Origin of the sequence: Spirillospora sp. NPDC052269 (genome assembly GCF_040679435.1) — a bacterium.
Taxonomy (GTDB): Bacteria; Actinomycetota; Actinomycetes; order Streptosporangiales; family Streptosporangiaceae; genus Spirillospora.
In genome coordinates this window covers 75,343-99,248 of sequence record NZ_JBFAUU010000018.1, presented here as the reverse complement: position 1 = coordinate 99,248, position 23,906 = coordinate 75,343, and the positions used below count along the sequence as shown (strand labels likewise).

Here is a 23,906-nt window from a genome sequence, read left to right as displayed (position 1 = left end):
AGACGGGGTCAGGCGACGCTGCGGGCGGCGAAGGTGAGGGTCAGGTCGGCGTCGTCGGCCGGGGCGTCCTCGGGGAGGTGCCAGCAGACCTGGTAGGTGACCTCGTGCGGAGCGCCGTCGCCCTGGGCCGTCCAGTTGCCGAAGCCGCGCTCGGGGCGGTCGGGGCTGGTGCAGTCGGCGAGCGAGCCGCTGAACACCGGGTAGGGGAGCCGCCGCCGGGACGCCTCGTAGATGCCGACGCGGATGTCCCCGGCCTGCGGGCAGCGGGCGTCCTCGCGGCGGACGCGCATCGCGACGACCGCGTCGCGGTCGCCGGTGTAGCGGACGGTGACCGCCCGGGTGCCGCGCTCGCCCGGGGCCAGCCCGGACAGCCGCAGGCGTACGGCGGCCTCCTCGCCGGACGAGAGGCCGACGGTCTCGGTGGAGATGATGTTGGTGCTCAAGCTCTCGCCCCCGCGCGGAATCGTGTTCGTCGCGCGCGCCGCTCGCGGGCGGGTTCGCCCTGGTACGGCACGGATCGCTGGTCAGTGGTCCAGACCATTGCCGAGTATAGATCGTCCGAGGTGATGACTTTCACGTTTCGGGCAGATCGTGAACGGGGAAAAAGATCATCCCGGCCGCCAACCTTCTGAGCGCGCGCCGTGTCTCATGACGCATGAACAAAGTGATGCTGAGGAGCGCGACCTTCGCCCTGGCGATGTGCGTCGCCGGTTCCACCCTCGCGGCCTGCGGCGGCGACTCCAAGAAGGACGACAAGACGGATGCCGCGGCCACCGCGTCAGCCAGTCAGGGAGCGGATGGTTCGGGTGGGGATACCGGCGGTGGAGACGCTTCCGGGTCGGGCTCCTCCGCCAAGCCCAAGGGCTCGATGAAGGCGACCAGGCTGGCGGTGCCGGGTGATCTCTCCGGCGCCCTGCAGGACACCTACTTCGAGACGGCCAAGAAGAACAACCCGAAGGGCACGCGCGAGAACGTCATCACGCCGACGCACCTCCTGTTCGGCAAGGTGACCGGGACGAACGGCGGCGTCGCCTTCTACGCCGTCGGTGACATCGGTTTCAAGAACGACCCGATGTCCCAGCAGGACGGCCCGCACGTGTGGAAGAAGGGCGACAGCCAGCAGAGCTGGGCCTACCTCGGCGACACCGGCGGCGCGATCTGCGGCAAGGTGCCGACCGCGCTGGTGAAGGCCTGGGGCAAGTCCTGCAACTGACCCGCCATCTGATCTGTGACCGATGAGGGCGGGCGCCGGCTCCCGGCGCCCGCCCGTGACCTGGGAACGTTGTAGCGTCCCTTCTGTTGAGAGACGTTTCCCCGGAGGTGATCGGTGACCCCCGAACGGGCCCGGATGGTCGAGGAACTGCGCGCCGAGATGCAGCGCGGCACGATGTACACGGTGCTGCTGCACCACGCCACGGCGGCCAAGGCGGGGCTCAATGTCACCGACGCCCAGTGCATCAACGCCCTGGTCCTGGACGGTCCCCAGACGCCGGGCCGGCTCGCCCAGCTCATGGGCATCACCACCGGCGGCGCGATCACCGCCGTGATCGACCGGCTGGAGCGCGCGGGCTACGTCCGGCGCAGCCCCGACCCGGAGGACCGGCGCCGCGTGATCATCGAGGCCGTCCCCGAGCGGGTCGCCGCGTTCGGCGCCTACTTCGAGCCCGTCGCGCGCGCGTCCCGCGCGCGCATGGCCGAGGTCGACGACGACACGCTGCGGATCCTGCTCGACTGGATCCAGGGGACCAACCGCGCCATGCCGTCGGTCATCGCCGAGATCCGCGAGATGGACTGACCACGCCGATCATGTGGTGATGCGGCCGCGGAGCAGGTCCATCAGGGTGGCGTGGACGTCGTCCAGCGGACGGTCGGGCTGGAGGGTCCGCCAGTCGAGCGCGACCGTGAGGACCATCCCGAACACCGCGGACGCGGCCATCGCCACGTCCAGGTCGGAGCGCAGGACGCCCGCCGCCACGGCGTCGCGGACGACGTCGCCGACCGCGTCGATGGCGCGCTCCCGGATCAGCCGGGCGGCCTGCGGCCAGTCGCCGCCGCCCGCCCGCCACGTCTCGGCGATCAGCAGCCGCGCGAACGACTCGTGCTCGCCGATGAACACCAGCTCGGCCCGGACGACCGCGGACAGCGCGTCGAGGGGCTCCAGCCCCTCCGTCGCGCTCCGCAGCGCGGCCCCGAACCGCTCCACGCCGTACTCCAGCAGCGCCGTGAACATCGCGTTCTTGCTGCCGAAGTTGTAGTAGACGGTGCCCTTGGCGCAGCCCGCCCGGTCGGCGATCTGGTCGACCGAGGCGGCCGCGAAGCCGCGCTCGGCGATCAGCTCGATCGCCGCCGTGAACAACTTCTCGCGCGTCTCAGCCCGGCTCACGTGTGTCTCCCGCTCAGAGCTTGAGGACGGGGTGCAGGCGCTTCATCGTCCACACCCGGTTGCCGCGGACGGCGAGGGCGGTGAGCGCGAGCCCGCCGACCAGGAAGGCCGTCAGTACTCCCGTACCCTGCCATACCGGCGTGAGCTCCCCGCCGCTGATCAGCCGCCGGACCCCGTCCACGACCCACGACATGGGCATGAACGGCCGGATGGCCTGGAAGAACGCGGGGCTGGTCTCGATCGGGTAGGTGCCCGCGGCCGAGGTCAGCTGGAGCATCAGCAGCGCCAGCGCGATCACCCGTCCGACGGGCCCGAACTTCACGTTCACCCACTGGATCACCGAGAGGAACGCGGCGGACGCCAGCGACAGGAACGCGATCAGTCCCGGCCACCGCTCGGCGTGCAGGCCGAGCGCGGGCGCCCAGCGCAGCACCGCCAGGACGACCGCGACCTGCGCGACGCCGATCACGGCGGCGGGCAGCCAGCCCGCGAGCGCGACCCGCCAGGCGGGCGCGGTCCCGGCCGCGGCGCGCGGGTTCACCGGGCGCAGCAGCATGTAGACGATCATCGCGCCGACCCACAGCGACAGCGGGACGAAGAACGGCGCGAACCCGGTGCCGTAGTTCGGCACGGCGTTGTCGGTCGTGCTGGCGAGCTTGACCGGGCTGCTCATCATGTCCGCGCGGGAGTCCCGCTCGTCCGAGCCGTAGTCCGGGACCTTCCCGGCGCCCTTGCCGAGCTCTCCGGACAGCTCGCCGCCGCCCTGCGCGGCCTTGGCGTTGCCGTCGCTGATCTGCCCGACCGCCGTCTCCAGCGACACCGCGCCGCCCGAGAGCCGCCCGATGCCGGACGTCAGCTGGGTCGAACCGTTCAGGAGCTTGCCGGATCCCGTGGAGACCTCCGCCGAGCCGCCGGCGAGCTTCTGCGCGCCCGCGTTCAACTGGTCCACGTTCTTCCGGGCGGCCTCGACCCTGCCCGCGAGCGTCGGCGCGTCCTTGGCGATCTTCTGCGCGGAGGCCTTGACCTCCCGCGCGTTCGCGGCGAGCCGCTTGAGATCGCCGGTGTGCGACCGGACGAACGTGTTCACCTGCCGCGCGACGTCGGTCACCCGCGCCGCCGAGTCGGTGAGCTGCTTCCGGACGTCCGCGGGGACCTCCGGATGCGCCGCCAGGTACTGCTTGAGCTGCGCCTGCGCCGCCTCGGCCCGCTGGAGGGCGTCCGCGCTCTGCTTCGGCAGCTCCGCGGCACCTGCTGTCAGCGCGTCCGCGCCCCGGGCGACGAGGAGCGCCCCGTCCCGGATCTCCGGCGCGTGCTTCTGCAGCAGCGGGACGATCGTGTCCGCCGCGTTCCCCACGGCCGTGTCGAGCTGCTGGACGCCCGCCGCGAGCTGCTTGTTCCCCGCCGCGACCTGGTCCGCGCCCTTCTGGAGCGTGCCGAGCCCGTCGGTGATCTGCTGGGACACGCCCTGCGCCTTGTCGATGCCCTGCTTGAGCTCGCCCGCGCCGGTCTTGACCTTGCCGCCCGCCTCGGCGAGCTTCTTGTTGCCGTCGGCGATCTCGCCCGCGCCCTTCGAGGCCTTCTCCAGCTGCCCGTGCAGCGTCCCGAACGACACGAAGACCTGGTCGAAATAGCCCTTCGCCGCGCTGTCGCCCGCCGCCGCGCCGATCTCCTTGAAGGCGGCCTGCGCGAGCGACCCGACGACGTAGTTGTTCGAGTCGTTGATCCGGACCTTCAGGTCGGCCGGGGTCGGCAGCTCCTTGCCGGACGCGCCGGCGATCCGCTCGCTGAAGTCCGCCGGGATCGTCAGCGACATGTAGTACTTCCCGTCGCGGACGCCCTTCTCGGCGGTCGCGCCGTCCACGGTCTTCCAGTCGAAGACCTGCCGCTTCTTCAGCTGGTCGGCCAGGTCGTGCCCGGCGTCGACGCTCTTGTCGCCGGCCTTCGCGGGCCTGTCGTCCACGACGAGCGCGACCGGGAGGTTGTGCATCCGGCCGTACGGGTCCCAGAACGACCACAGGTACAGCCCGGCGTACAGCAGGGGCAGCAGGACCATCCCGACCAGCGCGATCATGGTCAGCGGATGCCGCCGGAACCGTCGCAGCTCCAGCTCGCCCGCCGTCAGCGAGGGAAGTCTCATCGGGGGGTCTCCAGAAGCAGATCGAGTGCGAGGCCCTGCGCGGGGGCGGGGTCCTGGCAGGAGGCGATGACGGTGACGCCGGAGTCGGCGACGGCGCGCAGCCGCTCCCAGAGGGCGCGCTGCCGGTCGAGGGGCAGGCCCTCGTCCACGTCGTCCAGCAGGAGGAGGCCGGGGCGGCCGACCAGCGCGCACGCGGCGCCGAGCAGCTGGGCCTCCTCGGGGGTGAGGTCGCCGGCGGACAGCTTGAGGTCGAGGTCGCCGAGGCCGACGCGCTCCAGCGCGTGGTGGGCCCGCTGGGCCCGGCCGCGCCACCGGCCGAACATGCCTTCGTGCAGGTCGAGGGCCTCGCCGAGGTGCTCGCGGACGGTCAGCGCCGGGTCCAGCTCGTTCACGCCGGGCACGACGCCGAGCGCAGAGATCCGCTGGACGGCCCGCAGGTCGGCCGGGAGCCGGAACGGCCCGACCTTGGCGGTTCCCTCGGTCGGCTTCATCCGCCCGCCGAGGGTGAGGAGCAGGGCCGTCCGGCCGGTGCCGCCCGCGCCGCTGACCGCGAGCAGCCCGCCCGCGGGGACGTCGAACGTCACGCCCGTGTAGACCATGCCGCGCTTGCCGCGCATCGCCAGGCCGTCGGCCGTGACGCGCGCCGGCGCGCCCGCCGTGCGCCCGCGCCGTGCGCGCTTGCCCCCCTCGGAAGCGCGCACGGGCGCGGGTCCGGCCTCGGAGGCCGAACCGGCGGCGGTGGCGCTGTCCCCCCCGGACGCGCCGACCGCCGCCGGAGTCCTGGTGTGCTCGTCGTCCGCCATCTCGGATCCCTCGCCACTTTTGAACTGACCGGTCAGTACAAAACGTTAACGCGGACGGATGGTTGAAACGTCCAGGACCAGGGGTGAGCTTCACCACCCGCACCCCCGGCCACCCTGGGGACGCGCATGAAGCCCCTGCGGCCAGGCGGCCTGTCGAAGATCGGCGGCTACCCCGGCCCGCCTGGAAGCGGACGGCATGGGCCTGATCTACCTCGGGAACGCCGGTGCAAACGTCACATAGCTCTCAAGTGACCCACAGCGCCCCGAACGCCCCAGGGGCCTCGCCCGCCTGCGCCGCCATGGCTGCGGCCGGCCTCGCGGAACCGTCGTTCCGGCTGGTCACCGAGCATGTGCCGGACCAACTCTAAGCCAGCCCACCGAGCACAACGGCCCCTGCTCGTGTCGGGTTCAGCGGACGAGCACGGCCGCGGACCCGTGGCCGAACAAGCCTTGGTTGACGGCTATTGCGGCGTTGGCGTTCTCGACTTGGCGGGACTCCGCCTGGCCTCTTAGTTGCCAGGTGAGTTCGCAGGCTTGGGCTATGGCCTGGGCAGGGATGGCCTCGCCGAAGCAGGCCAGGCCGCCGGACGGGTTGACGGGGATGCGGCCGCCCAGGGTCGTCGCGCCGGAGCGGAGGAGGGACTCGGCTTCGCCTTCAGGGCAGAGGCCCAGGTCCTCGCACCAGTCGAGTTCGAGGGCCGTGGAGAGGTCGTAGACCTCGGCGAAGGAGAGGTCGGCCGGGCCGAGGCCGGCCTCTTCGTAGGCGGCGTGGGCGAGCGCGGTGCGGAAGGGGCGGTCGGGCGGGGGGACGGTCATGGCCGAGTCGGTGGCGAAGTCGGGCAGGTCCAGGACGGTCTTGGGGAACGTCGGGGTGACCGTGGACAGGCCCGCGATGCGGACGGGGTCCGCGACGCCGTGGCGGCGGGCGAAGTCGGCGGAGGCCAGGACCAGGGCTGCGCCGCCGTCGCTGGTGGCGCAGATGTCGAGGAGCCGCAGCGGGTCGGCGACGACGGCCGACGCGCGGACGTCCTCGACCGTGACCTCCTTGCGGTAGCGGGCGTTGGGGTTGGCGAGGCCGTGCCGGGCGTTCTTGACCTTGACGGCGGCGAAGTCGTCGGTGGACGCGCCGTACAGCGCCATACGGCGGCGGGCGTAGAGGGCGAAATAGGTCGGGTTGGACGCGCCGAGCAGGCGGAAGCGCAGCCAGTCCGGGTCGTCCGGGCGGTCGCCGCCGACGGGCTTGAAGAAGCCCTTCGGGGTGGTGTCGGCGCCGACGACGAGGGCGACGTCCGCGAGGCCCGCGAGGATCTGGGCGCGGGCGTTCGCGATGGCCTGCGCGCCGGACGCGCAGGCCGCGTAGCAGCTGGACACGCGCGCGCCCGACCAGCCGAGCGCCTGGGCGAACGTGGCGCCCGAGATGAAGCCGGGGTAGCCGTTGCGGATGGTGTCCGCGCCCGCGACGTACTGGACGTCCGGCCAGGTCAGGCCGGCGTCGGCGAGCGCGGCGCGGGCGGCGGCGAGGCCGTATTCGACGAAGTTGCGGCCCCACTTGCCCCAGGGGTGCATGCCCGCGCCCAGGATGACGACGTCGTTCACGTGACCGGCCTCCACATCCAGACCGTGTAGACGGCCTCGTCGTCCTCGTAGAGGACGCCTTCGGTGAGCTCGACCTCCATGCCGACGGACAGGTCGTCCACCGTGACCTCCGGGACGGCCTGCCCGAGCACGACGATGCGCTCGGCCGAAAGCTCGACCGCGACGATCGTGAACGGGCGGAACGGGTCGGCGGCGACGTACGGGGGCGGCGGCTGGTAGCGGGCGTCGGTGTACGACCAGACGCGGCCGCGCGGCGAGAACTCGTAGGGGGCGAGTTCGGAGCCGTCCTTCGGGCCGGTGCAGCCGGGGTTGCGGCAGGCCAGCTCGTTGCGGGGGAAGTAGGGGGTGCCGCAGGTCGTGCAGCGCGTGCCGAGCAGGCGCGCCGTGCCGTCCGCGGCGGTGAACCATCCTTCGACGGCGGGCCGCCGCTGCTTGGTGTCGCTCACCGACGCAGCTTACCAACCAAGCGCACGCTCAAATCAAGGGTGGACGCGGCGAGGAACGCGACGCCGTAGAGGGCCAGGACGTAGAGGGCGGTGGCCGTCCAGCGGCCGTGCTCGAACGCGACGCCGCCCGCCGAGCCGCCGATCGAGCTGCCGAAGTAGTACGCGAACAGGTACAACGCGGACGCCTGGGCGCGCCCGGTGCGGGCGCGCAGGCCGACCCAGCCGCTGGCCACCGCGTGTGTCCCGAAGAAGCCGCAGGTGAAGATCAGCAGGCCGGCGCCCACCAGGACCAGGACCGACGGCAGGGTGAGCAGCAGGCCGACGGCGGCGAGCGCGATCGAGCCGAGCAGGACGGGCCGCTTCCCGAGCCGGTCGGCCGCCGTCCCGGCGCGGGCCGAGAACGCCGAGCCCGCCAGGTTCGTCACCGCGATCAGCGACACGACCGCCATCGGCAGGTGGAACGGCGCGTCCAGCAGGCGGTAGGTGAGGAAGTTGTAGACCGTCACGAACCCGGCCATCGCGGTCAGCGCGACCAGGTAGAGGCGGCGCAGGCCAGGATCGCGGAGGTGGTCGAGCAGCGGCCGGTAGTCGACGCGTCCGGGGGTGAAGAAGCGGGACGGCGGCAGCAGCGCCCAGAACACGAGCGTGAACCCGAACGCGACGACGCCGGTCGCGGCGAGCGCCCAGCGCCAGCCCGCGAAGTCCGAGACCAGGCCGGGGACGAGGCGTCCGAGCACACCGCCGATCCCCGTCCCGGCGACGTACCGCCCCATCGCTCCGCCCAGCGACGCGCCGTGCACCTCGTCGGCGAGGTAGGCCATCGCGACCGCCGGGACGCCCGCGAGCGTGACGCCCTGCACGGCCCGGACGGCCGCCAGCTCGGCGAACGTCGAGCACAGCGGGATCGCCAGCCCGACCAGCGCGGACACCACCGACGACACGAGCATCACGCGCGTCCGGCCGAACCGCTCCGACAGCGAGCTGACCGGGATGACCGCCAGTGCGACCGCGCCCGTCGCGAGCGAGACCAGGAGGCTGGCGCGCGTGGGGGAGACGTCGAACGCCTCCGACAGCTGCGGCAGGAGCGCCTGCGTGCAGTAGAGGGACATGAACGTGGTCAGGCCGGCGGCGAAGAGGGCGAGGTTGATCCGGCGGAGCCCGGCGGAACCCGTCCGATGCCGTTCGAGAGGAGGTGCGAGGACGGCGGTCATGCCGAGAAGCGTGCGTCCGCCGGGAGTGATGCGTCCAATGACGGTTCTGGCGAGAATCAATGCGTGATACGCATGAAGGCATGGACCTCCAGACGGTGCGCTGGTTCCTGGCCGTCGCGGGCCACGGGCATGTGACGAACGCCGCACAGGAACTGCGCGTCTCCCAGCCGGGGCTGTCGCGCGCGATCGCGCGGCTGGAGCAGGACCTCGGCGTCCCGCTGTTCGACCGCGTCGGACGCGGCGTCGAGCTGTCCCCGTTCGGACGGGTGTTCGCCGAACACGCCCGCCGCCTGGTCGCCGAGGAGGAGGCGGCCCGGCGCGTCCTCGCGCAGGCCGCCGACCCGTCGCGGGGGGAGGTCTCGCTCGCGTTCCTGCACACGCAGGGGCCGTCGTTCGTGCCCGACCTCGTCCGGCGGTTCCGGGAGACGCGTCCGGGCGTGACGTTCCGGCTGTTCCAGGACCGGTCGGCGCGGATCGTCGCGGCCGTCCGGGACGGACGCGCCGACCTCGCGATCACCAGCCCGCGCCCGTCCGGAACGGACCTGGGGTGGGGGCCGCTGGTGACCGAGCGGCTCCTGCTGGCCGTCCCCGAGGGGCATCCGCTGGCGCGCCGCCGCCTCGTCCGGACCGCGGAGCTGGCGGGCGAGCCGGTCGTGGCGTTCCGGCAGGGCGCCGGGCTGCGGACCATCGCCGAGGAGATGTTCGCGCGGGCCGGGATCGCGCCGGAGATGCCGTTCGAGGGCGAGGAGTCGGCGACCGTGCGCGGGCTGGTCGCGGCCGGGCTCGGCGTCGCGATCGTCGCGCCGCCTCCGCCGGGCGAGTCGCACGCCGTCGCGCATGTCCGCCTCGCCGACCCCCTCGCCGTCCGTACGATCGGCCTGACCTGGTCGGACGTGCGGACCCGGCCTCCGGTCGCCGAGGCGTTCCGGCGGTTCGTCCTCACCCCGGGACAGACCCCGGAGCCTGCTAACTGACTCGTCAGTTACTTCGATACAGTGAAACCGAGCCAGATTCGAACGAGGAGAGCAGCACATGCGGACTGGACTTGAGGGCAAGACCGCGCTCGTCACGGGCGCGTCCCGGGGGATCGGCCGGGCGATCGCGACCGCCTTCGCCGCCGAGGGCGCCAACGTGGTGCTCTCCTCGCGCAAGCAGGAGGCGCTGGACGAGGTCGCCGCCGAGATCCGCGCCGCCCACCCGGGCGTGGGCGTGTTCGCCAAGGCCGCCCACGTCGGCGACGCCGAGCAGGCCGCCGCCTGCGTGGACGCGGCGGTCGCCGAGTTCGGCGCCCTGGACGTCCTGGTCAACAACGCCGGCACCAGCCCGCACTTCGGCGCGATGGCCGACATCTCCCCGGAGGCCGCCGCCAAGACCGTCCAGGTCAACCAGTTCGCGGTCGTCCAGTGGACGCAGCTGGCGTGGCGGGCGTCCATGGCCGAGCACGGCGGGTCGATCATCAACATCGCGTCCGTCGGGGGCCTGGTCACCGAGCACGGCATCGGCTACTACAACGCCACCAAGGCCGCCGTCATCCACATCACCCGCCAGTTCGGCATGGAGCTGGCGCCGAAGGTCCGGGTGAACTGCATCGCCCCCGGCCTGGTCCGCACCGCCCTCGCCCGCGCGCTGTGGGAGAACAACGAGGAGCAGATCAACAAGTACATGCCGCTCGGCCGGATCGGCGAGCCGGAGGACATCGCGAACGCCGCCGTCTTCCTCGCCGGGTCCGCCTCGTCCTGGATGACCGGCCAGACCATGGTCGTCGACGGCGGCGCCACCATCCGCCCGTCGATCGCCTAGGGGGACGCGATGTCGCGCTGGGGACTCACCATCCCGATGACCGGCGTCCCGCTCGCCGAGCACGCCGCGCTCGTCGCCGAACTGCCGTCCCTCGGCTACACCGACGCCTGGTCGGCCGAGACGAACGGCACCGACGCGTTCACCCCGCTGGCCCTCGCGTCGCAGTGGGCGCCCGAGCTGCGCCTCGGCCCGGCCATCGTGCCGGTCTACACGCGCGGCCCGGCCCTGCTCGCCCAGCAGGCCGCCACCCTCGCCGATCTCGCGCCCGGACGCTTCGTCATGGGCATCGGCACCTCGTCCGAGACGATCGTCCAGCGCTGGAACGGCGTCCCGTTCGAGGAGCCGTACAAGCGCGTCCGCGACACCCTGCGGTTCCTGCGCCGCGCCCTCGCGGGCGAGAAGGTCAAGGAGGACTACGCCACCTTCTCGGTCCAGGGCTTCAAGCTGGACCAGGCCCCGGCGACACCGCCCCCGATCGTCCTGGCGGCCCTCCGCCCCGGCATGCTCCGCCTGGCGGCCCGCGAGGCCGACGGCGCGATCACCAACTGGCTCGCCCCCGCGGACGTCCCGAAGGTCCGCGCCGAGCTGGGCGACGAGCCCGAGCTGATCGCCCGCCTCTTCGTCTGCCCCACCGAGGACGCCGACGAGGCCCGCGCCATCGGCCGCTGGATGATCGCCGCCTACATGACCGTCCCCGTCTACCGCGCCTTCCACGAGTGGCTCGGACGCGGCGACGCCCTCGCCGCCATGAACGAGGCGTGGGCCGCGGGCGACCGCAAGAAGGCCCTCGAGGTCATCCCGGACGAGGTCGTCGACGACCTCATCGTCCACGGCTCCCCGTCCGCCTGCCGCGCCCGCATCCGCCGATACGTCGACAACGGCCTGACCACCCCGGTCCTGGCCGTCGTCCCCGGCGGCAGCCTCTCCATGGCGCAAGCCGTCCGAGCCCTGGCCCCCACCAACGACTGACTCACCAACTCGACCTACCCCGCTCCCGGCGCCGTCAAGGCGCTGGGAGCTTCACTCATTTACGGGGTGTTCACGCCGGATTCGGATGGGTTCTCTAGGGTCGCGCTGCACCTTCGGGAGGTGCGCTCATTGACGGGGGACGGATCCGGATGTCGTTGTTGGGCTGGCCGCTGCTCGTCCTGTTCGTCGTCTTCGCCCTGGCGGCTCCGGTGGGGTGCCTGGCGGCGTGGAACCGGGTGCCGGGACCGGATCCGGTGCGGATGGCGGCGCGGCTCGGGATGATCGCGGTGTGCCAGGCGACGGCGTTGCTGCTGGTCGGGACGTTGCTGAACCGCAGCCTGCACCTGTATCCGACGTGGGCGGACCTGTTCGGGACGGCCGGGCGCAACGGCGACATCGCGGCGGCCGGGCCGACGCTGACCCGGCCCGCGGGCGGACGCGGCCTGGACGAGGGCGGGTTCCGCTTCGACCGGGACAGCCGGACGCACGTCGGACATCCGCGGGGCGCGGTGTCGGGGATCCGCGCCGAGGTGCGGGTGTGGCTGCCGCCGCAGTACGACGACACGGCCTACCGGGGACGCCGCTTCCCGGTGATCGAGCTGCTACCGGGGTTCCCCGGCTCGTCCTGGACCTGGTTCGGCGCGCTGCACGTCGCGGACGAACTGGAGAAGGCGATGAAGAACGGCCAGGCCAAGCCGTACATCCTGGTCTCGCCGACGATCACCGTCCAGCCCGGCCGGGACACCGAGTGCGCCGACATCGCGGGCGGGCCGCGGGTCGCGACGTGGCTCACCACCGACGTCCGGACGGCCGTGACGCGCGACTTCCGGGCCCTGCCGAACGCCCAGTCGTGGGCGACGATGGGGTACTCGACCGGCGGGTTCTGCGCGGTGAAGCTGGCCGAGCAGCGGCCGGACCTCTTCGGGGCGGCGGTGAGCCTCGCGGGCTACTTCAAGCCGACCTCGCCGGACATCACCCGCGACCAGAACGCCGTTCACCTCAACAGTCCGAGGGAGCTCCTCACGACGCGTCCGCCCGTGGACCTGCTGCTCGGCGGCACCCGGACGGACAAGGGGACGGCCGCCGCGATCGGCGACATGGTCGCGCACGTGCAGCCGCCGACCAGGGCGTTCACGTACATCCTGTCCAACGGCGGGCACCTGCCGAAGGTATGGGAAGGAATGCTCCCGAAGTCGTTCGAGTGGCTCACGCAACGTGTGACGGGGCCGAGCTGAGTGTTTACGGACGCCGAACCAGGGCAGGGGGTGCGGGTCCGAACCCATAGGCAAAAAGGAAGTCAGCTCCCATGCTCACCCTGACCAACGAAGCCGTCCAGGTCATCCGCACCGTCACCGCCGATCCGCAGCTCCCGCCGGAGAGCGGCATCCGGATCCAGCAGGGCATCGACGGGTCCGAAACGCTCAAGCTCTCGGTCGCGCCCGCGCCGGAGGCGGGCGACGAGATCGTCGAGGAGGAGGGCGCGCGGGTCTACCTGGAGCCCAACACCGCGGTGATGCTCGCGGACATGACCCTCGATGCGAAGGTGGACCCGGGCGGGGACGTGGCGTTCACCCTCGCCGACTCCGGGACCGCTGTCTGAACCGCCGCCCGCGGCCTTCTAGCGGCTGATCGCGAGGACGATCAGGAGCACGACCACGCCGAGCGCGAGGGTCGTGAGGAGGAAGAACGCGGCGACGACGGCGCAGGCCAGCCCCTTGGGCTGGTCGCGCCAGTTGCCGTAGTGGCCGCGCACCTGCCGGTCCAGCTCCTCTCGCGGGGCTCCGCCCGCGTCGTCTCCGGTGTCCACGGCGGTCAGTCTGGCAGACGCCCGCCACGCCGGTCGGTCAGTCCGGCAGGACGCCCAGCACGCCCAGGACGCCCAGGACGTCACGGAACGCCCCAGGATGCCCGGCACGCCGGGCGGGCCGGTCCGCCGAAACGTCACTCCGGGAAAGTGGGATGGGGTCCGAGCGCCCAGTACTCGAACAGGCCGTAGCCGGTTCGTCCTGATCCGTCCCGATATTCGTAGCGGGCGGCGGCGTCGACCATGCCCCACATGCGCGCGGCGTCCGCCGGGACGCGGGTGTCGTACGCGACGCCTTGGACGACCGGTCCCGGCCCCTGGTACATGCCGTGCTTCCAGTCCGGTTCGAGGCCGTAGCCGGTTCCGACCATCAGGTGGACGGGCAGGATCGGCGTCACTTCGATCTCGAACGGCTTGCCGCCCGGCGGATGGAACGCGAGCGTCGCCGTGACGACGTCCCGGGTGCCCTCGGCGTAGACGGGGCGGTAGTCGAGGCGTCCGAGATGTTCCGGTTCGCGGTCGGGATCCGGGAAGACGCGCACGGCCTCCTCGAGGATCCGGCGGCCCTTCTCGTCCTCCTGGAGGATGCACAGGATCGAATGATCGTCGAACTGGAAGGGAGCGTAGACCCAGTAGAAGCAGCCCGCGTTCTTCGCCTGGATGCCGGGCGGCTCGGGCTCGCCGACCGGGCGGATGCCCCACGAGCGGTCGCGCGATCCCCAGTGCGCGTCGGGCGTGACGTCGATCCGCTCGCCGTCCATGAGGATGTGGCCCGTCCAGCGGCCGGTCTGGGCGAGGCGGCGCGAGTCGAACATGACGCGCTCCTGCCAGCGGATGTAGTGCGGCGGCTCGAGCTGCGCCGGGATGGACGCGTCCCAGGTCAGGTCGAACGACAGGCCGTGCTCGTTCTCGTCAAGGACGACGCGCAGCCGCCGCAGGCCCTCGAGGACCTCGACGCGGAACGGGCCGACCGTGGTGTCCATGCGGTTCGCGCCGAGCTCGCGCGACGCCCGGACGACCTTGTGCCACGGCCCGCGCCGGACGACCGCGAACGCGTCGGTCACGCCGAGGTTCGGGTACTGCCCGACGCCGACCAGCATCATCAGCCCGCCGGACGTGTCGTGCACGTTGAAGTAGTAGCGGTCGTAGAAGTTGCGGTCGGAGGTCGCGACGTGCCGCATCACCTCCGGGGCCTGGTGGATCGGGTAGTCGTCCAGCGGCGAGAGGGTCACGCGAGGCCTCCCAGGATGCGGTCGAGCAGGCGGGTGCAGGTGTTGTCGTGGGGGAAGGCGTCGTCCGGCTCGATCCAGCCGAAGTCGATCATCGCCTGCCCGATCCGGGACATGATCACTGAGAACTTGAAGCCGGACAGGACCTCGTAGAACTCCATGTTCCGCGGCGCGCGGCCGAGCAGCCCGGTGTACCGCCCGATGGTCTCGGCGGCGGACGGGAAGCCCGGCAGCCGCGGCACGCCGACCCCCTCGCTGTGGTGCCGGTCCAGGAACAGGAACCAGGCGAGATCCTCCTCGGGCGCGCCGAGAACGGCGTTCTCCCAGTCCAGGACGGCCGCGGGCACGCCCTTCCGGAAGATCACGTTCCCGATCCGGGCGTCGCCCCAGAGGACCTTCGGGCCGTCCGGTTCGGCGGGACGGTGCGCGCGCAGCCAGTCGAGCGCGCGCAGGGCGGTCTCCTGCGGGCCGCCGTACGCCCAGTGCAGGTAGTGCTCGTAGTAGTTGAGCCGCTGGTCCAGGCCCGTCTCGCCCCAGTTCGGCTGGTCCAGGAAGCCGAGGTCGAGATCGTCCGGGTCGAGCCGGTGCAGCCGGGCGAGGATCTCCAGCGTGGACCACCACATCGCGGCCCGCTCCGCCTCCGGGACCTCGGTCACCCAGCCGTCCATGTGGTAGGGCGGCATGTCGGTCGGGACGCGGCCCTCGACCCGTCCCATCACGAAGAACGGCGCGCCGAGCGGCCCGTCGGACGGCTCGTGCCAGCGGACCCGCGGGACGGGGACGCCGGTCCGCTCGTCCAGCACGCGCATCAGCCGGTACTGCTCGGCGAACCGCGGCTCCGGGAAGACCTGGTAGCGGGACGGCGCGACCCGCGCGACCAGCGGATCACGCCGCTCGATGCCGTTCCGGTCCGTCCACAGGGCGTCGAAGATCAGGGTCTCGGAGGAGAAACCGCTGGTCTCCGGGGTCTCGATCATCGGGATGCGGGCGCCGGGCAGCCGCTCGGCCAGCCACCGCGTCAGCGCGTCGCGGGTCACCTCGGGATCACGTTGGTCGGGTACCGGCACGGGCGCCTCCGAGAGTGAAACTAGAACGGGTTCTATCAACGGCCGCCGGGCCGGTCAATGGCGGGCGATGTCCGGGGGCGGGGCGCGGGCGTGAAAAAATCGGCACATGCGTCTCACCAAGCTCGGCCACGCCTGCGTGCGGCTTCAGAAGGACGACCGGACCCTCGTCATCGACCCCGGCGCGCTCACGCCCGAGACCGACGCGCTGGACGGCGCGGACGCCGTGCTGATCACGCACGAGCACTTCGACCACTTCGCCCCCGACCGGCTGCGCGCCGCGATGTCCGCCGACCCCCGGCTGGACGTCTGGTGCTCCCGCGCCGTCGCCGCGTCCCTCGCCGACCTGGGCGGACGCGTCCACGAGGTCGGGCACGGCGACGCGATCACGGTCGCCGGGTTCGACGTGCACGTCTACGGCGAGGAGCACGAGATCCTGCACCCGGACGTCCCGCCGATCCCGAACTCCGGCTTCCTGGTCGACGGCGAGGTCTTCCACCCGGGGGACGCGCTGACCGTGCCGTCCGAGCCCGTCCGGACGCTGTGCCTGCCCGGCAACGCGCCCTGGATGAAGGTCCCCGAGCTGTACGCCTATGCCCGCGCCGTCGACCCCGAGCGCGCGTTCGTGATCCACGACGGCCTGCTGAACGACGCCGGGATCGGCGTCATGAACAAGCACGTCGACGCCGCCGGCGAGGAGCTCGGCCGCGACTTCCGCCGCCTCACGCCCGGTGAGTCGGTGGAGGTGTGACGAACGTGCGCATCGACGCCGTCTTCTTCGACATCGGCGAGACCCTGATCAACGAGGGCGGGATCTACGCCCGCTGGGCCGACTGGCTCGGCGTCCCCCGGCACACCTTCCTCACCGTCCTCGGCGCCTTCATCTCCGAGGGCGCGTCCAACATGGACGTGTTCGAGTACTTCCGTCCGGGCTTCGACCTGGAGAAGGAGGAGAAGGCGCGCGCGGACGCGGGCGTCCCGAACGGCTTCGGGCCGTCCGACCTGTACCCGGACGTCCGCGAATGCCTCGCCGGGCTGCGCGCCCAGGGCCTGTTCATCGGCATCGCCGGCAACCAGCCGGTCGAGGCCGCCGAGCAGATCGAGGCGCTCGACCTGGACGCCGACGTCCTCGGGATCTCCGACGTGTGGGGCGTCAGCAAGCCCGACCAGGAGTTCTTCGAACGCTGCGCCCAGCTCGCCGACGCGCTGCCCGAGCACGTCCTGTACGTGGGGGACCGGCTGGACAACGACGTCCTCCCGGCCGCCGGCTTCGGGATGCGCACGGCGTTCCTGCGACGCGGCCCCTGGGGGCACATCTGGAGAGATCCGGAGTCCGAGGCCCAGGCGACCTTCGTTCTGGACGACCTGGCCTCGCTACCTGCGCGTTTGGCCGAATTCAACTCCCCCTAGGGGATGCCCCCTAGGCCCCGGGTATGGCATGCGAACCGGTCGAACGGGCGATGTGAGGCAGGGTGTCTGATTCGTAGTGTCGTTGTTGTGACCGCGAACGTGCGGTCCGACGATCCCAGAGGGAGAACAACGACATGAACGGCCTCTACCGTCCTCGCCACGGGCGCGTCATCGGTGGCGTCTGCGCGGGTATCGCCCGGCGCTTCGGGATGAGCCCGTGGACCGTCCGCCTGCTCGCGCTGCTGTCCTGCCTGCTGCCCGGCCCGCAGTTCGTCATCTACATCGTCCTCTGGATCATGCTGCCGAGCGAGTAGCACGCCCGCTACCGTCCGGAACGCCCCGCTCGTCGCACGGCGAGCGGCGTTGACCCGGCCGAGTCAAGGCGGCGCCGCCGCGCCGGGCGGATACGCCCTGTTCGCTGGAACAGGGGCCCGGCGGGGTGTTAGATCTGGGGGTACTTCCGAAAAAGGAACTCCCTGTGCCGGATCACCCCCCGCCGCCCGCGACCGGCGCGCACGCCGCCCCGGACCCGCTCGCCGTGACGCGCGCCCTCCTGCGCCACCTCGGCGAGCTGTCCCGCGCGCGCTCCCGCCGCGGCCCCTCCGGCCCCACCCCCGAACCCCCCACCCCCCACACCCCCGGCGTCCACGCCCACCCGTCAGCCCCCCACGCCTCCGGCGGCCACGCGTCTGGCGGTCAGGCGTCCGGCCCCCATACGTTCGGCCCCCATGCGTCTGGCGGCCATTCGTCCAGCAGCCAGACGTCCGGCGGCCAAGCGTCCGGCGGCCAAGCGTCCGGCGGCCAAGCGTCCGGCGGCCACGCGCCCAGCAGTCATGCGCCCAGTCCCCACGCTTCTAGCGGCCACACACCAGGCGGTTATGCGGCCGGCCCGCGTGCGTCCGGCGGCCACGCGCACGGTGGTCATGCGGTCGGCTCCCATGCGTCCGGCGGTCATGCATCGGGCGGTTCCTCGTCCGCGTCCGGAGGCCATCCGGCGTCGTCGGCGTCCGGCGGGCATGCGGTGGCTTCTGGGGGACGGGCGTCCGGCGGGCAGGTGGGCGCGGCGTCCGATGTGCACTGGTTGTCGGGGCTGCCGGCCGAGGTGTTCGTCGAGGCGGAGGCGGGGCCGGGGCAGGTGCTGTTCAGCGTGCCGCTGATCCCGCTGCGGCCGCCGTCCGTGCCGGTCGAGTTCGACACGTGGCTCGAGATGCGGCACTGGTACCGGGCCCTGCGCGACCTCGCCGACCAGGACCTCGCGCTGGTCACGGGCCTGCTGTCGTGGCGTCCGCCGGACGGTCCGCCGGTGCGTGGGCACCTGCTGTCCACACCCGTCGAGATCGTCGTGGACGACCGGACCGAGCGCGTCGACGTGATCGTCGCCGGGCCGACGACCCCACTCGACCACGAACTGCTCGCGGACGTGCCCGGCTACCAGCCCGGCCGCGCCGCTTGGGTCTGGGACGCCGTCCAGGCGGGCCAGGGCTTCGCGCTGCGCGCGTCGGTCTCGGACGTCCTGCGCAAATGGTGCACCGCCGCCTTCGCCACCGACGACGACCCCGCGTTCGTCTACCGGGACGACTGGGCGCCGGGCGGGCAGCCGGGGGAGATCCCGGCGGTGCGGCTCGCGCCCGCCCTGGTCGTCCGGCAGCGGCCGCGCGGCACCGGCCTCGCCGCGCACTACGACCAGCTGATCTCCAGCCTCGCCGACCCGCCGCCGGACGGCCTCGTCCGGTTCCTGGCCGCCGACCTGCTCGTCCTGCACGTCCCGGACCCGGAGCCGAACGCCGCCGCCAGGATGCTCGCCGGCATGACCGCGCAGGGACGCCGCGTCCTGGTCGTCCGGCCCGACACCGACACCGGCGGCATCCCGCCGCGCCCGGACCTGCCCGAGGTCCCGCCGCTCACCGACGGCGAGGCCGCCGAACTCCTGCGCCTGCTCACCCAGCGCACGCTCGCGCCCCCGGCCGACACCGCCGCACTGCCGGACCCGAACCGGATCCGCGCGCTGGTGAACGTCGAACGGGCCGTCCCGCCGGAGGCGTCCGGGGAGGTCGCGCGCCGCCTCCGCCAGTTCGACCCGGCCGTCCTGACCCGCCTGACCGGACGCGTCGCGCAGGTGGACGGCATCCTCAACGAACTCGGCCTCGGCGGGCACCCGTCGCGCTGGCCCGGCGCCGATCCCGCCGCCCGCGCGTTCGCCGACATCCTCGCCCGCCGCAACCTCAGCGCCTGGGACCGCGTCGCCGAGATGGCCGTCCAGGCCGACCGGGCCCAGCGCGCACTGCGCTCCCTGCGCGGCCACCGCGTCGTCCTCCCACCGGACGTGTCCGCCCGCGACCTCGCCGACGCCGCCCACGAACTCCGCGCCCACCTCCTCACCGGCGGCACCCTCAAACGCGGCCCGATGCGCTCCGCGGCGCAGCGCAAGGCCGAACCCCTCCTCGCGACCGTCACCGTCGACGGCCAGCCGCCGAACTCCCTCCCCCTGCTGGAGACCGCCCTCACCCACCTCACGGCGGAGATCACCTGCCAGGACCTGCACTACGCCTGGGAGGCGGCGGGCATCCCCTTCCGCCCCGACCTCCCCCTCACCGACCGCGCCGCCCGCTTCACCGAGGCCCACGCGCGCCTGGCCCGCGTCCGCATCCTCACCCCCGTCCTCACCGAGGTCGCCGAACTCGGCATCCCCCTGACCCACCCCCTCCAGTGGCACGGCCTGACCATCGGCCTCGCCGCCGCCCACCTCGCCTCCGAGGCCGACCGCGCCTCCGCCGCCCTCACCCACTTGCGCGATGCCGTCGACCCGTCCCTCACCGACGTCCGCGCCACCCTCGACGCCCGCGACCCGGACGCCTACGCCCGCGCCCTCCACGCCCTGGCGGACTCCCACCGCATCCGAACCCGCCGCGACGCCCTCCTCGGCCGCCTTCACACCGTCCACCCCGACCTCGCGGCCCGCATGACCGCCGACCCGTCCGCCTTCACCCCCCTCGCCCGCACCTGGACGACGTCCTGGAGCGCCGCCCGCGGGATCGACCCCGACGCCGTCCCCCTGTGGGACGTCCCCGCGGCCATCCCCGTCACCCCGGACTCCCTCGACGCGATCATCCTCGACGGCGTCCACGACGCCGGCCCCGAAGCCCTCTTCCTCCTCTGGTACACCCCCCGCGTGATCCTCCTGGGCCGTCCGGGCGAGGACCTCGCACCCCTGGACGCCCCACGCCCACCCCTCCCACCGGACCTCCACGACTCCCTGGCCCCCACCACCCCTCTCTACAAGGCCCTCCTCTCCCGAGCCCTGGAAACCCGCGACCCAAGGCCCACCACCTCTGACAAGGCACCACCCCGCCCCGCAGAGCCCCCCGCACCCCACGGCAACAACGCCCCACAAGCACCCGCGTCGGCGGCCCCACAAGCACCCGCGTCCGCGGCCCCACAAGCACCCGCGTCCGCGGCCCCACAAGCACCCGCGTCCGCGGCCCCAGAGGACAAGGCCCGAGGCGAACGCTCCCAACGAACCGCCTCCCCAACACGAGGCGACGGCCCCACCTACCTCGCGACGTCCGCCCCCACCCCGCCCCCAGCACCCGCACGCCCCCAAGACCCCGACCGTCGCGGCAACCCCTCAAACCTCGAGACAAGAACAGACAGACACCCAAGCCCCGACGGCACCCAACCCACGCCAGACGGTGACCTGACCGAAGGCGCGGCGACGGGTCTCAACGAGTCCGGACGCACCGAGGCACCCCCGCACACGCAGCGCCCCGAGCACGCGCAGCCTGCCTCCGAAGCCGTGGAACGCGACGAACCCACCCCAGAAGCCAGCGGAATCACTCCCCACACGCAGGACTCCGCACGCCCTCCCGCCCCCACGAGCACCGGCGAGCCCACCCACCCCGCGCCCGCAGAACCCTCCACGCGACCCCAGAGCAACGAGGCCACCCCGTCCCACCCCGCGACCGCTTCCTCGCGGACGCAAGCCAACGAGCCAGCCGGACTCCACCCCACAAGCACGGAATCCCGCGCCCGGCCCCAGGGCAACGAGTCCGCCGCGCCCAACTCCGCGAGCACGGAAGCCTCCGCGGCGAACCACCGCGACGAGGCAGCCGCGCCGCGCCAGGAAGCTCCGCGCACCAAAACTGAACCCTCAGGGCGTGATCCCGTCCCATCGGACACCGACGACGATGGGCCCGCACCAGCCCCCTTGAGTAGTGACGTCCGCCCAAGCGTGGAGACCACTCCGCGGACGCACAGTGACGAGCACGCCGCGCCCCCACAAGCGTCGATTGACGAAGCCGAGCCCTCGGGACGTGGTCGCGTTCCTGCGGACGTCGAGGACGGTGGGCCCGCACCGGCCTCCTCTCGTGGCGATGTCCGCCCGCACGTAGAAACCGCCGCGCGGACGCAAGGTGGCGAGCACACCGCGCCCCCACAGGAGGCCTCGCGTGGTGAAGCCGAGCCCCCAGGGCGTGGTCACGTTCCTGCGGGCGCCGAGGATGGCAGGTCCGCACCAGCCTCCTCACGTGGCGATGTCCGCCCGCGCGTGGAGACCACTCCGCGGACGCAGGGTGGCGGGCACGCTGCGCCCTCACAGGAGGCCTCGCGCGGCGTAGCTGACCCTTCGGGACGTGGTCGCGTTCCTGCGGGCGCCGAGGATGGTGGGCCCGCACCAGCTCCCGCGCGTGGTGACGTCCGCTCGAGCGTGGAGTCCAGTTCGCGGACGCAGGGTGGCGGGCACGCTGCGCCCTCGCAGGAGGCCTCGCGCGGCGTCATCGCTGCTTCAGCGGCACCAGGTGCGCGCCCTGAGCCCGGCAGGCACATGCAGCGCGCCGCGGCCGGTGGCGAGATCGCGGAGTTTGCAGGCTCTGAGGCTCCGCCACATGACCAAGCGCGTGCGGACGCCGGGAGGCGCACGAGCGCGGAGGGCCAGGCACAAGCTCAGGGCGGCGAAGGCACAACCTCCTCTGACGAACGGCCGCACGACGCGCACTCCGCGCGCACTGAGCCCAGCGAGGCTGCTGACCCCAGCGTGCGGACTGAGTCCGATCCACGCAGGCCAGGCGTGCGCACCGAGCCCGGCATGCGTACGGGGCCCGGCCCGCGGGTGCCAGGCGTGGTGCCGAGTGGCGGGATCGCGCGCGGAAGCGAGGAAGTGGCGGGCCCCGCGTCCACAGCAGGTTCCACGCGCGCCGGGGAGGACGTGGGCGCAGGAGGGAACAGGCACGAGCCTGGTTCCACGCAAGGTGATGCGCCTTCGGGCGTTGATGACGCTGAACAGGCGCGTGTTGCTGTCGGCGAGCAAGGCACGTCGGGTGAGCACGGTGGCGCGGCCGCCGAAGCCCCCGCGACAACCTCCGAAGCCGCCCAGCCCAGATTGCCGTCCCGTGACCGGATCAGCGTGGGGGACGTGGCCGACGCTTCTGGTGGCGCGGGCGCCAGTGGCTCTGTGACTGCCTCGGTATCCGCCCAGCCCAAGATGCTGTCGCGTGATGAGAACGGCGTGGAGGATACGGCCGACGCGCCTCCTCGGGAGGACGCCGAGGGGCCTGCGACCAACTCTGAAACCGCCCAGCCCAAGTTGCCGTCGCGTGACGGGGACGGCATGGGGGACGTGGCCGACGCGTCTCGTGGCGCGGACGTCGAAGGCCCTGCGACGACCTCTGATTCCGCGACGCCCAAGACCGTGTCGCACGACGGGATCGGCGTGGAGGACAGGGCGGGCGGGCACGTTGGCGCTGACGCCGAGGGGCCTGCGAGTACGGCTGATTCCGCGCAGGCCAGGACTCCGTCGCGCGGTGACTCTTCCGAAGATGGCGGGATGGACGCTCGGTCGGCGAAGGGTCAGCAGCCGAGTGGCCTTGGCCCTGATCAGGCCGACGCAGGCGCTGATGAGGGTGCCCGCCCCGGAGGGCATGGGCATGCTCAGCCGGCTCCCCATGCAGGAGACAGCCGCGGAGCTGAAGGCCCTGGACAGGAGGCCGCACCTGCTCCGGTCGAGGGTGGCGATCGAGAGCACGGCGCGGCGCGCGATGAGGAGCCTGCGCGGGGCGGGACAGCCGCGCAGGCGGAGAGCGCCCCGCAGGCGCACGGCGTACCGGGAGACGGCCTCATGCGCGCGCATGGCCCTACACACAGCGCTGATGCGGCCCGGATGCAGGACGCTGCGCAACGCGATGCCCCGGCCCGGGTGCAGGGCTCTGCGGAGGGTGCTGCTTCGGCTCGGGTGCAGGGCTCCGTGGAAGGCGATGCCCCGGCGCGGGGGCAGGGCTCTGTGGAGGGCGATGGCGCGTCGCGGGTGCAGGGGCTTGTGCGGGGTGATGGTGCGGCGCTTGGGCGGAGCAGTGACTCTGCTTGGGACGAGGACCTTGCGCGGCCTGGAGAGGGCTCTGGACGTGGGGAGGGGGGCGTCCAAGCTGGAAGTGCGAAGGCCGCAGCCGGTGACGCGCCCGCTCCGAGGCATGCGCGCAGCGAAGAGGGCACGCACGGCCAGGGGCCTGCGCGGGGCGTGAGCGGTGAAGGGCAGGAAGCTGCTGCGTCGGCTGAAAACGCCGCCCCGACTGCCAGGCACGCGTCCGCCCCGAGACATGCGCGTGGTGAAGGGCGCGACCGCGCTGAGGGCCCTGCGCATGGGCAGGAATCTGTGAGGAGTGAGGAAGCTGCGAGTGCGGGGGGCGGTTCGTCTGCCCACGCCCCCGCACCGGCTCCCAGGCATGCGCGGGATCAGGGGGCGGCACATGATGACGAGGGCGTGCATGAAGAGCGGGATCGCGCGCGCGGCGACGGGGACGGTTCTGCGGAAGGGCAGGAGCCCCCTGCGGACGGCGACGGGCAGGGGGAGGCCGTGCCGGCGGTTCGGATTGAGCCGGGACGGTCGATCGTGAGCTACGCGCGGGCGGACCTGCGGATCCTGGTGGAACGGTTGCTGCGGGCGGCTCCGGGGCTTTCGGAGGATGAGGTCGTGGCTCGGGCGACGCGGTTGCTGGCGTGTCCGCCGGACGAGACCGAGCTGGTGGGGATGCGGATTCGGTATGCGTTGCATGAGCGTGGTTGACTC

The 23,906-nt window shown here is 72.7% G+C and carries 21 protein-coding genes; 11 read left to right on the top strand and 10 right to left on the bottom strand.

Going from position 1 to position 23,906, the window contains the following annotated elements; translation table 11 throughout:
- Positions 1-8 precede the first annotated feature (8 nt).
- Positions 9-443 carry a hypothetical protein gene (locus AB0L06_RS33285; RefSeq protein WP_500235120.1) on the bottom strand — a complete coding sequence of 145 codons (435 nt, stop codon included), beginning with the start codon at positions 441-443 and terminating at the stop codon, positions 9-11.
- Positions 444-655: 212 nt separating this feature from the next.
- Between AB0L06_RS33285 and AB0L06_RS33280 the strand changes: the two genes are divergently transcribed.
- A complete protein-coding gene (locus AB0L06_RS33280) occupies positions 656-1,213 on the top strand; it encodes a hypothetical protein (RefSeq protein ID WP_500235119.1) in 558 nt (185 codons plus the stop codon).
- A gap of 114 nt (positions 1,214-1,327) precedes the next feature.
- Positions 1,328-1,795, top strand: coding sequence for a MarR family winged helix-turn-helix transcriptional regulator (locus AB0L06_RS33275; RefSeq protein ID WP_500235118.1), 468 nt, complete (start codon positions 1,328-1,330; stop codon positions 1,793-1,795).
- Between the two features lie 9 nt (positions 1,796-1,804).
- Here the strand turns inward: AB0L06_RS33275 and AB0L06_RS33270 are convergent, their stop codons facing one another.
- The 6 genes from AB0L06_RS33270 to AB0L06_RS33245 all read right to left on the bottom strand — a co-directional run bounded on the left by AB0L06_RS33270 (position 1,805) and on the right by AB0L06_RS33245 (position 8,576).
- Positions 1,805-2,383 (bottom strand): TetR/AcrR family transcriptional regulator, encoded by a 579-nt coding sequence (locus tag AB0L06_RS33270; protein ID WP_500235117.1) that lies wholly within the window; start codon positions 2,381-2,383, stop codon positions 1,805-1,807.
- Between the two features lie 13 nt (positions 2,384-2,396).
- A complete protein-coding gene (locus AB0L06_RS33265; RefSeq protein WP_500235116.1) occupies positions 2,397-4,520 on the bottom strand; it encodes a YhgE/Pip family protein in 2,124 nt (707 codons plus the stop codon).
- Complete coding sequence (locus AB0L06_RS33260) at positions 4,517-5,323, bottom strand: ATP-binding cassette domain-containing protein (RefSeq protein ID WP_500235115.1); 807 nt, start codon at positions 5,321-5,323, stop codon at positions 4,517-4,519. Before AB0L06_RS33260 ends, AB0L06_RS33265 begins: the two co-directional genes overlap by 4 nt.
- Before the next feature lie 408 nt (positions 5,324-5,731).
- Complete coding sequence (locus tag AB0L06_RS33255) at positions 5,732-6,889, bottom strand: lipid-transfer protein (protein ID WP_500235225.1); 1,158 nt, start codon at positions 6,887-6,889, stop codon at positions 5,732-5,734.
- A 26-nt stretch (positions 6,890-6,915) separates the two neighbouring features.
- Positions 6,916-7,365, bottom strand: coding sequence for a Zn-ribbon domain-containing OB-fold protein (locus tag AB0L06_RS33250; protein WP_500235114.1), 450 nt, complete (start codon positions 7,363-7,365; stop codon positions 6,916-6,918).
- Complete coding sequence (locus tag AB0L06_RS33245; protein WP_500235113.1) at positions 7,362-8,576, bottom strand: MFS transporter; 1,215 nt, start codon at positions 8,574-8,576, stop codon at positions 7,362-7,364. The genes AB0L06_RS33250 and AB0L06_RS33245 overlap by 4 nt, the downstream gene beginning before the upstream one ends.
- A gap of 80 nt (positions 8,577-8,656) precedes the next feature.
- Between AB0L06_RS33245 and AB0L06_RS33240 the strand changes: the two genes are divergently transcribed.
- The 5 genes from AB0L06_RS33240 (at position 8,657) to AB0L06_RS33220 (ending at position 12,945) form a co-directional block, all read left to right on the top strand.
- On the top strand, positions 8,657-9,550 hold the full coding sequence (locus AB0L06_RS33240) for a LysR family transcriptional regulator (RefSeq protein ID WP_500235112.1): 894 nt from the start codon (positions 8,657-8,659) through the stop codon (positions 9,548-9,550).
- Positions 9,551-9,608: 58 nt separating this feature from the next.
- Positions 9,609-10,376, top strand: a complete 768-nt coding sequence (locus AB0L06_RS33235; RefSeq protein WP_500235111.1) for an SDR family oxidoreductase — start codon at positions 9,609-9,611, stop codon at positions 10,374-10,376.
- 9 nt (positions 10,377-10,385) lie between these two features.
- Positions 10,386-11,345, top strand: a complete 960-nt coding sequence (locus tag AB0L06_RS33230; RefSeq protein WP_500235110.1) for an LLM class F420-dependent oxidoreductase — start codon at positions 10,386-10,388, stop codon at positions 11,343-11,345.
- A 149-nt stretch (positions 11,346-11,494) separates the two neighbouring features.
- On the top strand, positions 11,495-12,580 hold the full coding sequence (locus AB0L06_RS33225) for an alpha/beta hydrolase (RefSeq protein ID WP_500235109.1): 1,086 nt from the start codon (positions 11,495-11,497) through the stop codon (positions 12,578-12,580).
- Between the two features lie 71 nt (positions 12,581-12,651).
- A complete protein-coding gene (locus tag AB0L06_RS33220) occupies positions 12,652-12,945 on the top strand; it encodes a Fe-S cluster assembly protein HesB (protein WP_500235108.1) in 294 nt (97 codons plus the stop codon).
- 18 nt (positions 12,946-12,963) lie between these two features.
- On the opposite strand, the gene AB0L06_RS33215 is transcribed toward AB0L06_RS33220, so the two are convergent.
- From AB0L06_RS33215 to AB0L06_RS33205, 3 genes are all read right to left on the bottom strand, one after another.
- Positions 12,964-13,152 carry a hypothetical protein gene (locus AB0L06_RS33215; protein WP_500235107.1) on the bottom strand — a complete coding sequence of 63 codons (189 nt, stop codon included), beginning with the start codon at positions 13,150-13,152 and terminating at the stop codon, positions 12,964-12,966.
- Between the two features lie 134 nt (positions 13,153-13,286).
- Positions 13,287-14,381 (bottom strand): Rv3169 family protein, encoded by a 1,095-nt coding sequence (locus AB0L06_RS33210; RefSeq protein WP_500235106.1) that lies wholly within the window; start codon positions 14,379-14,381, stop codon positions 13,287-13,289.
- Positions 14,378-15,445, bottom strand: coding sequence for a phosphotransferase family protein (locus AB0L06_RS33205; RefSeq protein WP_500235105.1), 1,068 nt, complete (start codon positions 15,443-15,445; stop codon positions 14,378-14,380). The genes AB0L06_RS33210 and AB0L06_RS33205 overlap by 4 nt, the downstream gene beginning before the upstream one ends.
- A gap of 106 nt (positions 15,446-15,551) precedes the next feature.
- Between AB0L06_RS33205 and AB0L06_RS33200 the strand changes: the two genes are divergently transcribed.
- The 4 genes from AB0L06_RS33200 to AB0L06_RS33185 all read left to right on the top strand — a co-directional run bounded on the left by AB0L06_RS33200 (position 15,552) and on the right by AB0L06_RS33185 (position 23,903).
- Positions 15,552-16,193 carry an MBL fold metallo-hydrolase gene (locus tag AB0L06_RS33200; protein ID WP_500235104.1) on the top strand — a complete coding sequence of 214 codons (642 nt, stop codon included), beginning with the start codon at positions 15,552-15,554 and terminating at the stop codon, positions 16,191-16,193.
- Between the two features lie 5 nt (positions 16,194-16,198).
- A complete protein-coding gene (locus AB0L06_RS33195; RefSeq protein WP_500235103.1) occupies positions 16,199-16,852 on the top strand; it encodes an HAD family hydrolase in 654 nt (217 codons plus the stop codon).
- Between the two features lie 134 nt (positions 16,853-16,986).
- Positions 16,987-17,166 carry a PspC domain-containing protein gene (locus AB0L06_RS33190; RefSeq protein ID WP_500235102.1) on the top strand — a complete coding sequence of 60 codons (180 nt, stop codon included), beginning with the start codon at positions 16,987-16,989 and terminating at the stop codon, positions 17,164-17,166.
- A gap of 707 nt (positions 17,167-17,873) precedes the next feature.
- Positions 17,874-23,903 carry a hypothetical protein gene (locus tag AB0L06_RS33185; RefSeq protein WP_500235101.1) on the top strand — a complete coding sequence of 2,010 codons (6,030 nt, stop codon included), beginning with the start codon at positions 17,874-17,876 and terminating at the stop codon, positions 23,901-23,903.
- Positions 23,904-23,906 lie beyond the last annotated feature (3 nt).

Coding starts and splice junctions, on each gene's coding strand:
- AB0L06_RS33280 (WP_500235119.1), top strand. CDS start 656: ATGAACAAAGTGATGCTGAGGAGCGCGACCTTCGCCCTGGCGATGTGC.
- AB0L06_RS33265 (WP_500235116.1), bottom strand. CDS start 4,520: ATGAGACTTCCCTCGCTGACGGCGGGCGAGCTGGAGCTGCGACGGTTC.
- AB0L06_RS33260 (WP_500235115.1), bottom strand. CDS start 5,323: ATGGCGGACGACGAGCACACCAGGACTCCGGCGGCGGTCGGCGCGTCC.
- AB0L06_RS33255 (WP_500235225.1), bottom strand. CDS start 6,889: ATGCACCCCTGGGGCAAGTGGGGCCGCAACTTCGTCGAATACGGCCTC.
- AB0L06_RS33245 (WP_500235113.1), bottom strand. CDS start 8,576: ATGACCGCCGTCCTCGCACCTCCTCTCGAACGGCATCGGACGGGTTCC.
- AB0L06_RS33240 (WP_500235112.1), top strand. CDS start 8,657: ATGGACCTCCAGACGGTGCGCTGGTTCCTGGCCGTCGCGGGCCACGGG.
- AB0L06_RS33235 (WP_500235111.1), top strand. CDS start 9,609: ATGCGGACTGGACTTGAGGGCAAGACCGCGCTCGTCACGGGCGCGTCC.
- AB0L06_RS33230 (WP_500235110.1), top strand. CDS start 10,386: ATGTCGCGCTGGGGACTCACCATCCCGATGACCGGCGTCCCGCTCGCC.
- AB0L06_RS33225 (WP_500235109.1), top strand. CDS start 11,495: ATGTCGTTGTTGGGCTGGCCGCTGCTCGTCCTGTTCGTCGTCTTCGCC.
- AB0L06_RS33220 (WP_500235108.1), top strand. CDS start 12,652: ATGCTCACCCTGACCAACGAAGCCGTCCAGGTCATCCGCACCGTCACC.
- AB0L06_RS33200 (WP_500235104.1), top strand. CDS start 15,552: ATGCGTCTCACCAAGCTCGGCCACGCCTGCGTGCGGCTTCAGAAGGAC.
- AB0L06_RS33190 (WP_500235102.1), top strand. CDS start 16,987: ATGAACGGCCTCTACCGTCCTCGCCACGGGCGCGTCATCGGTGGCGTC.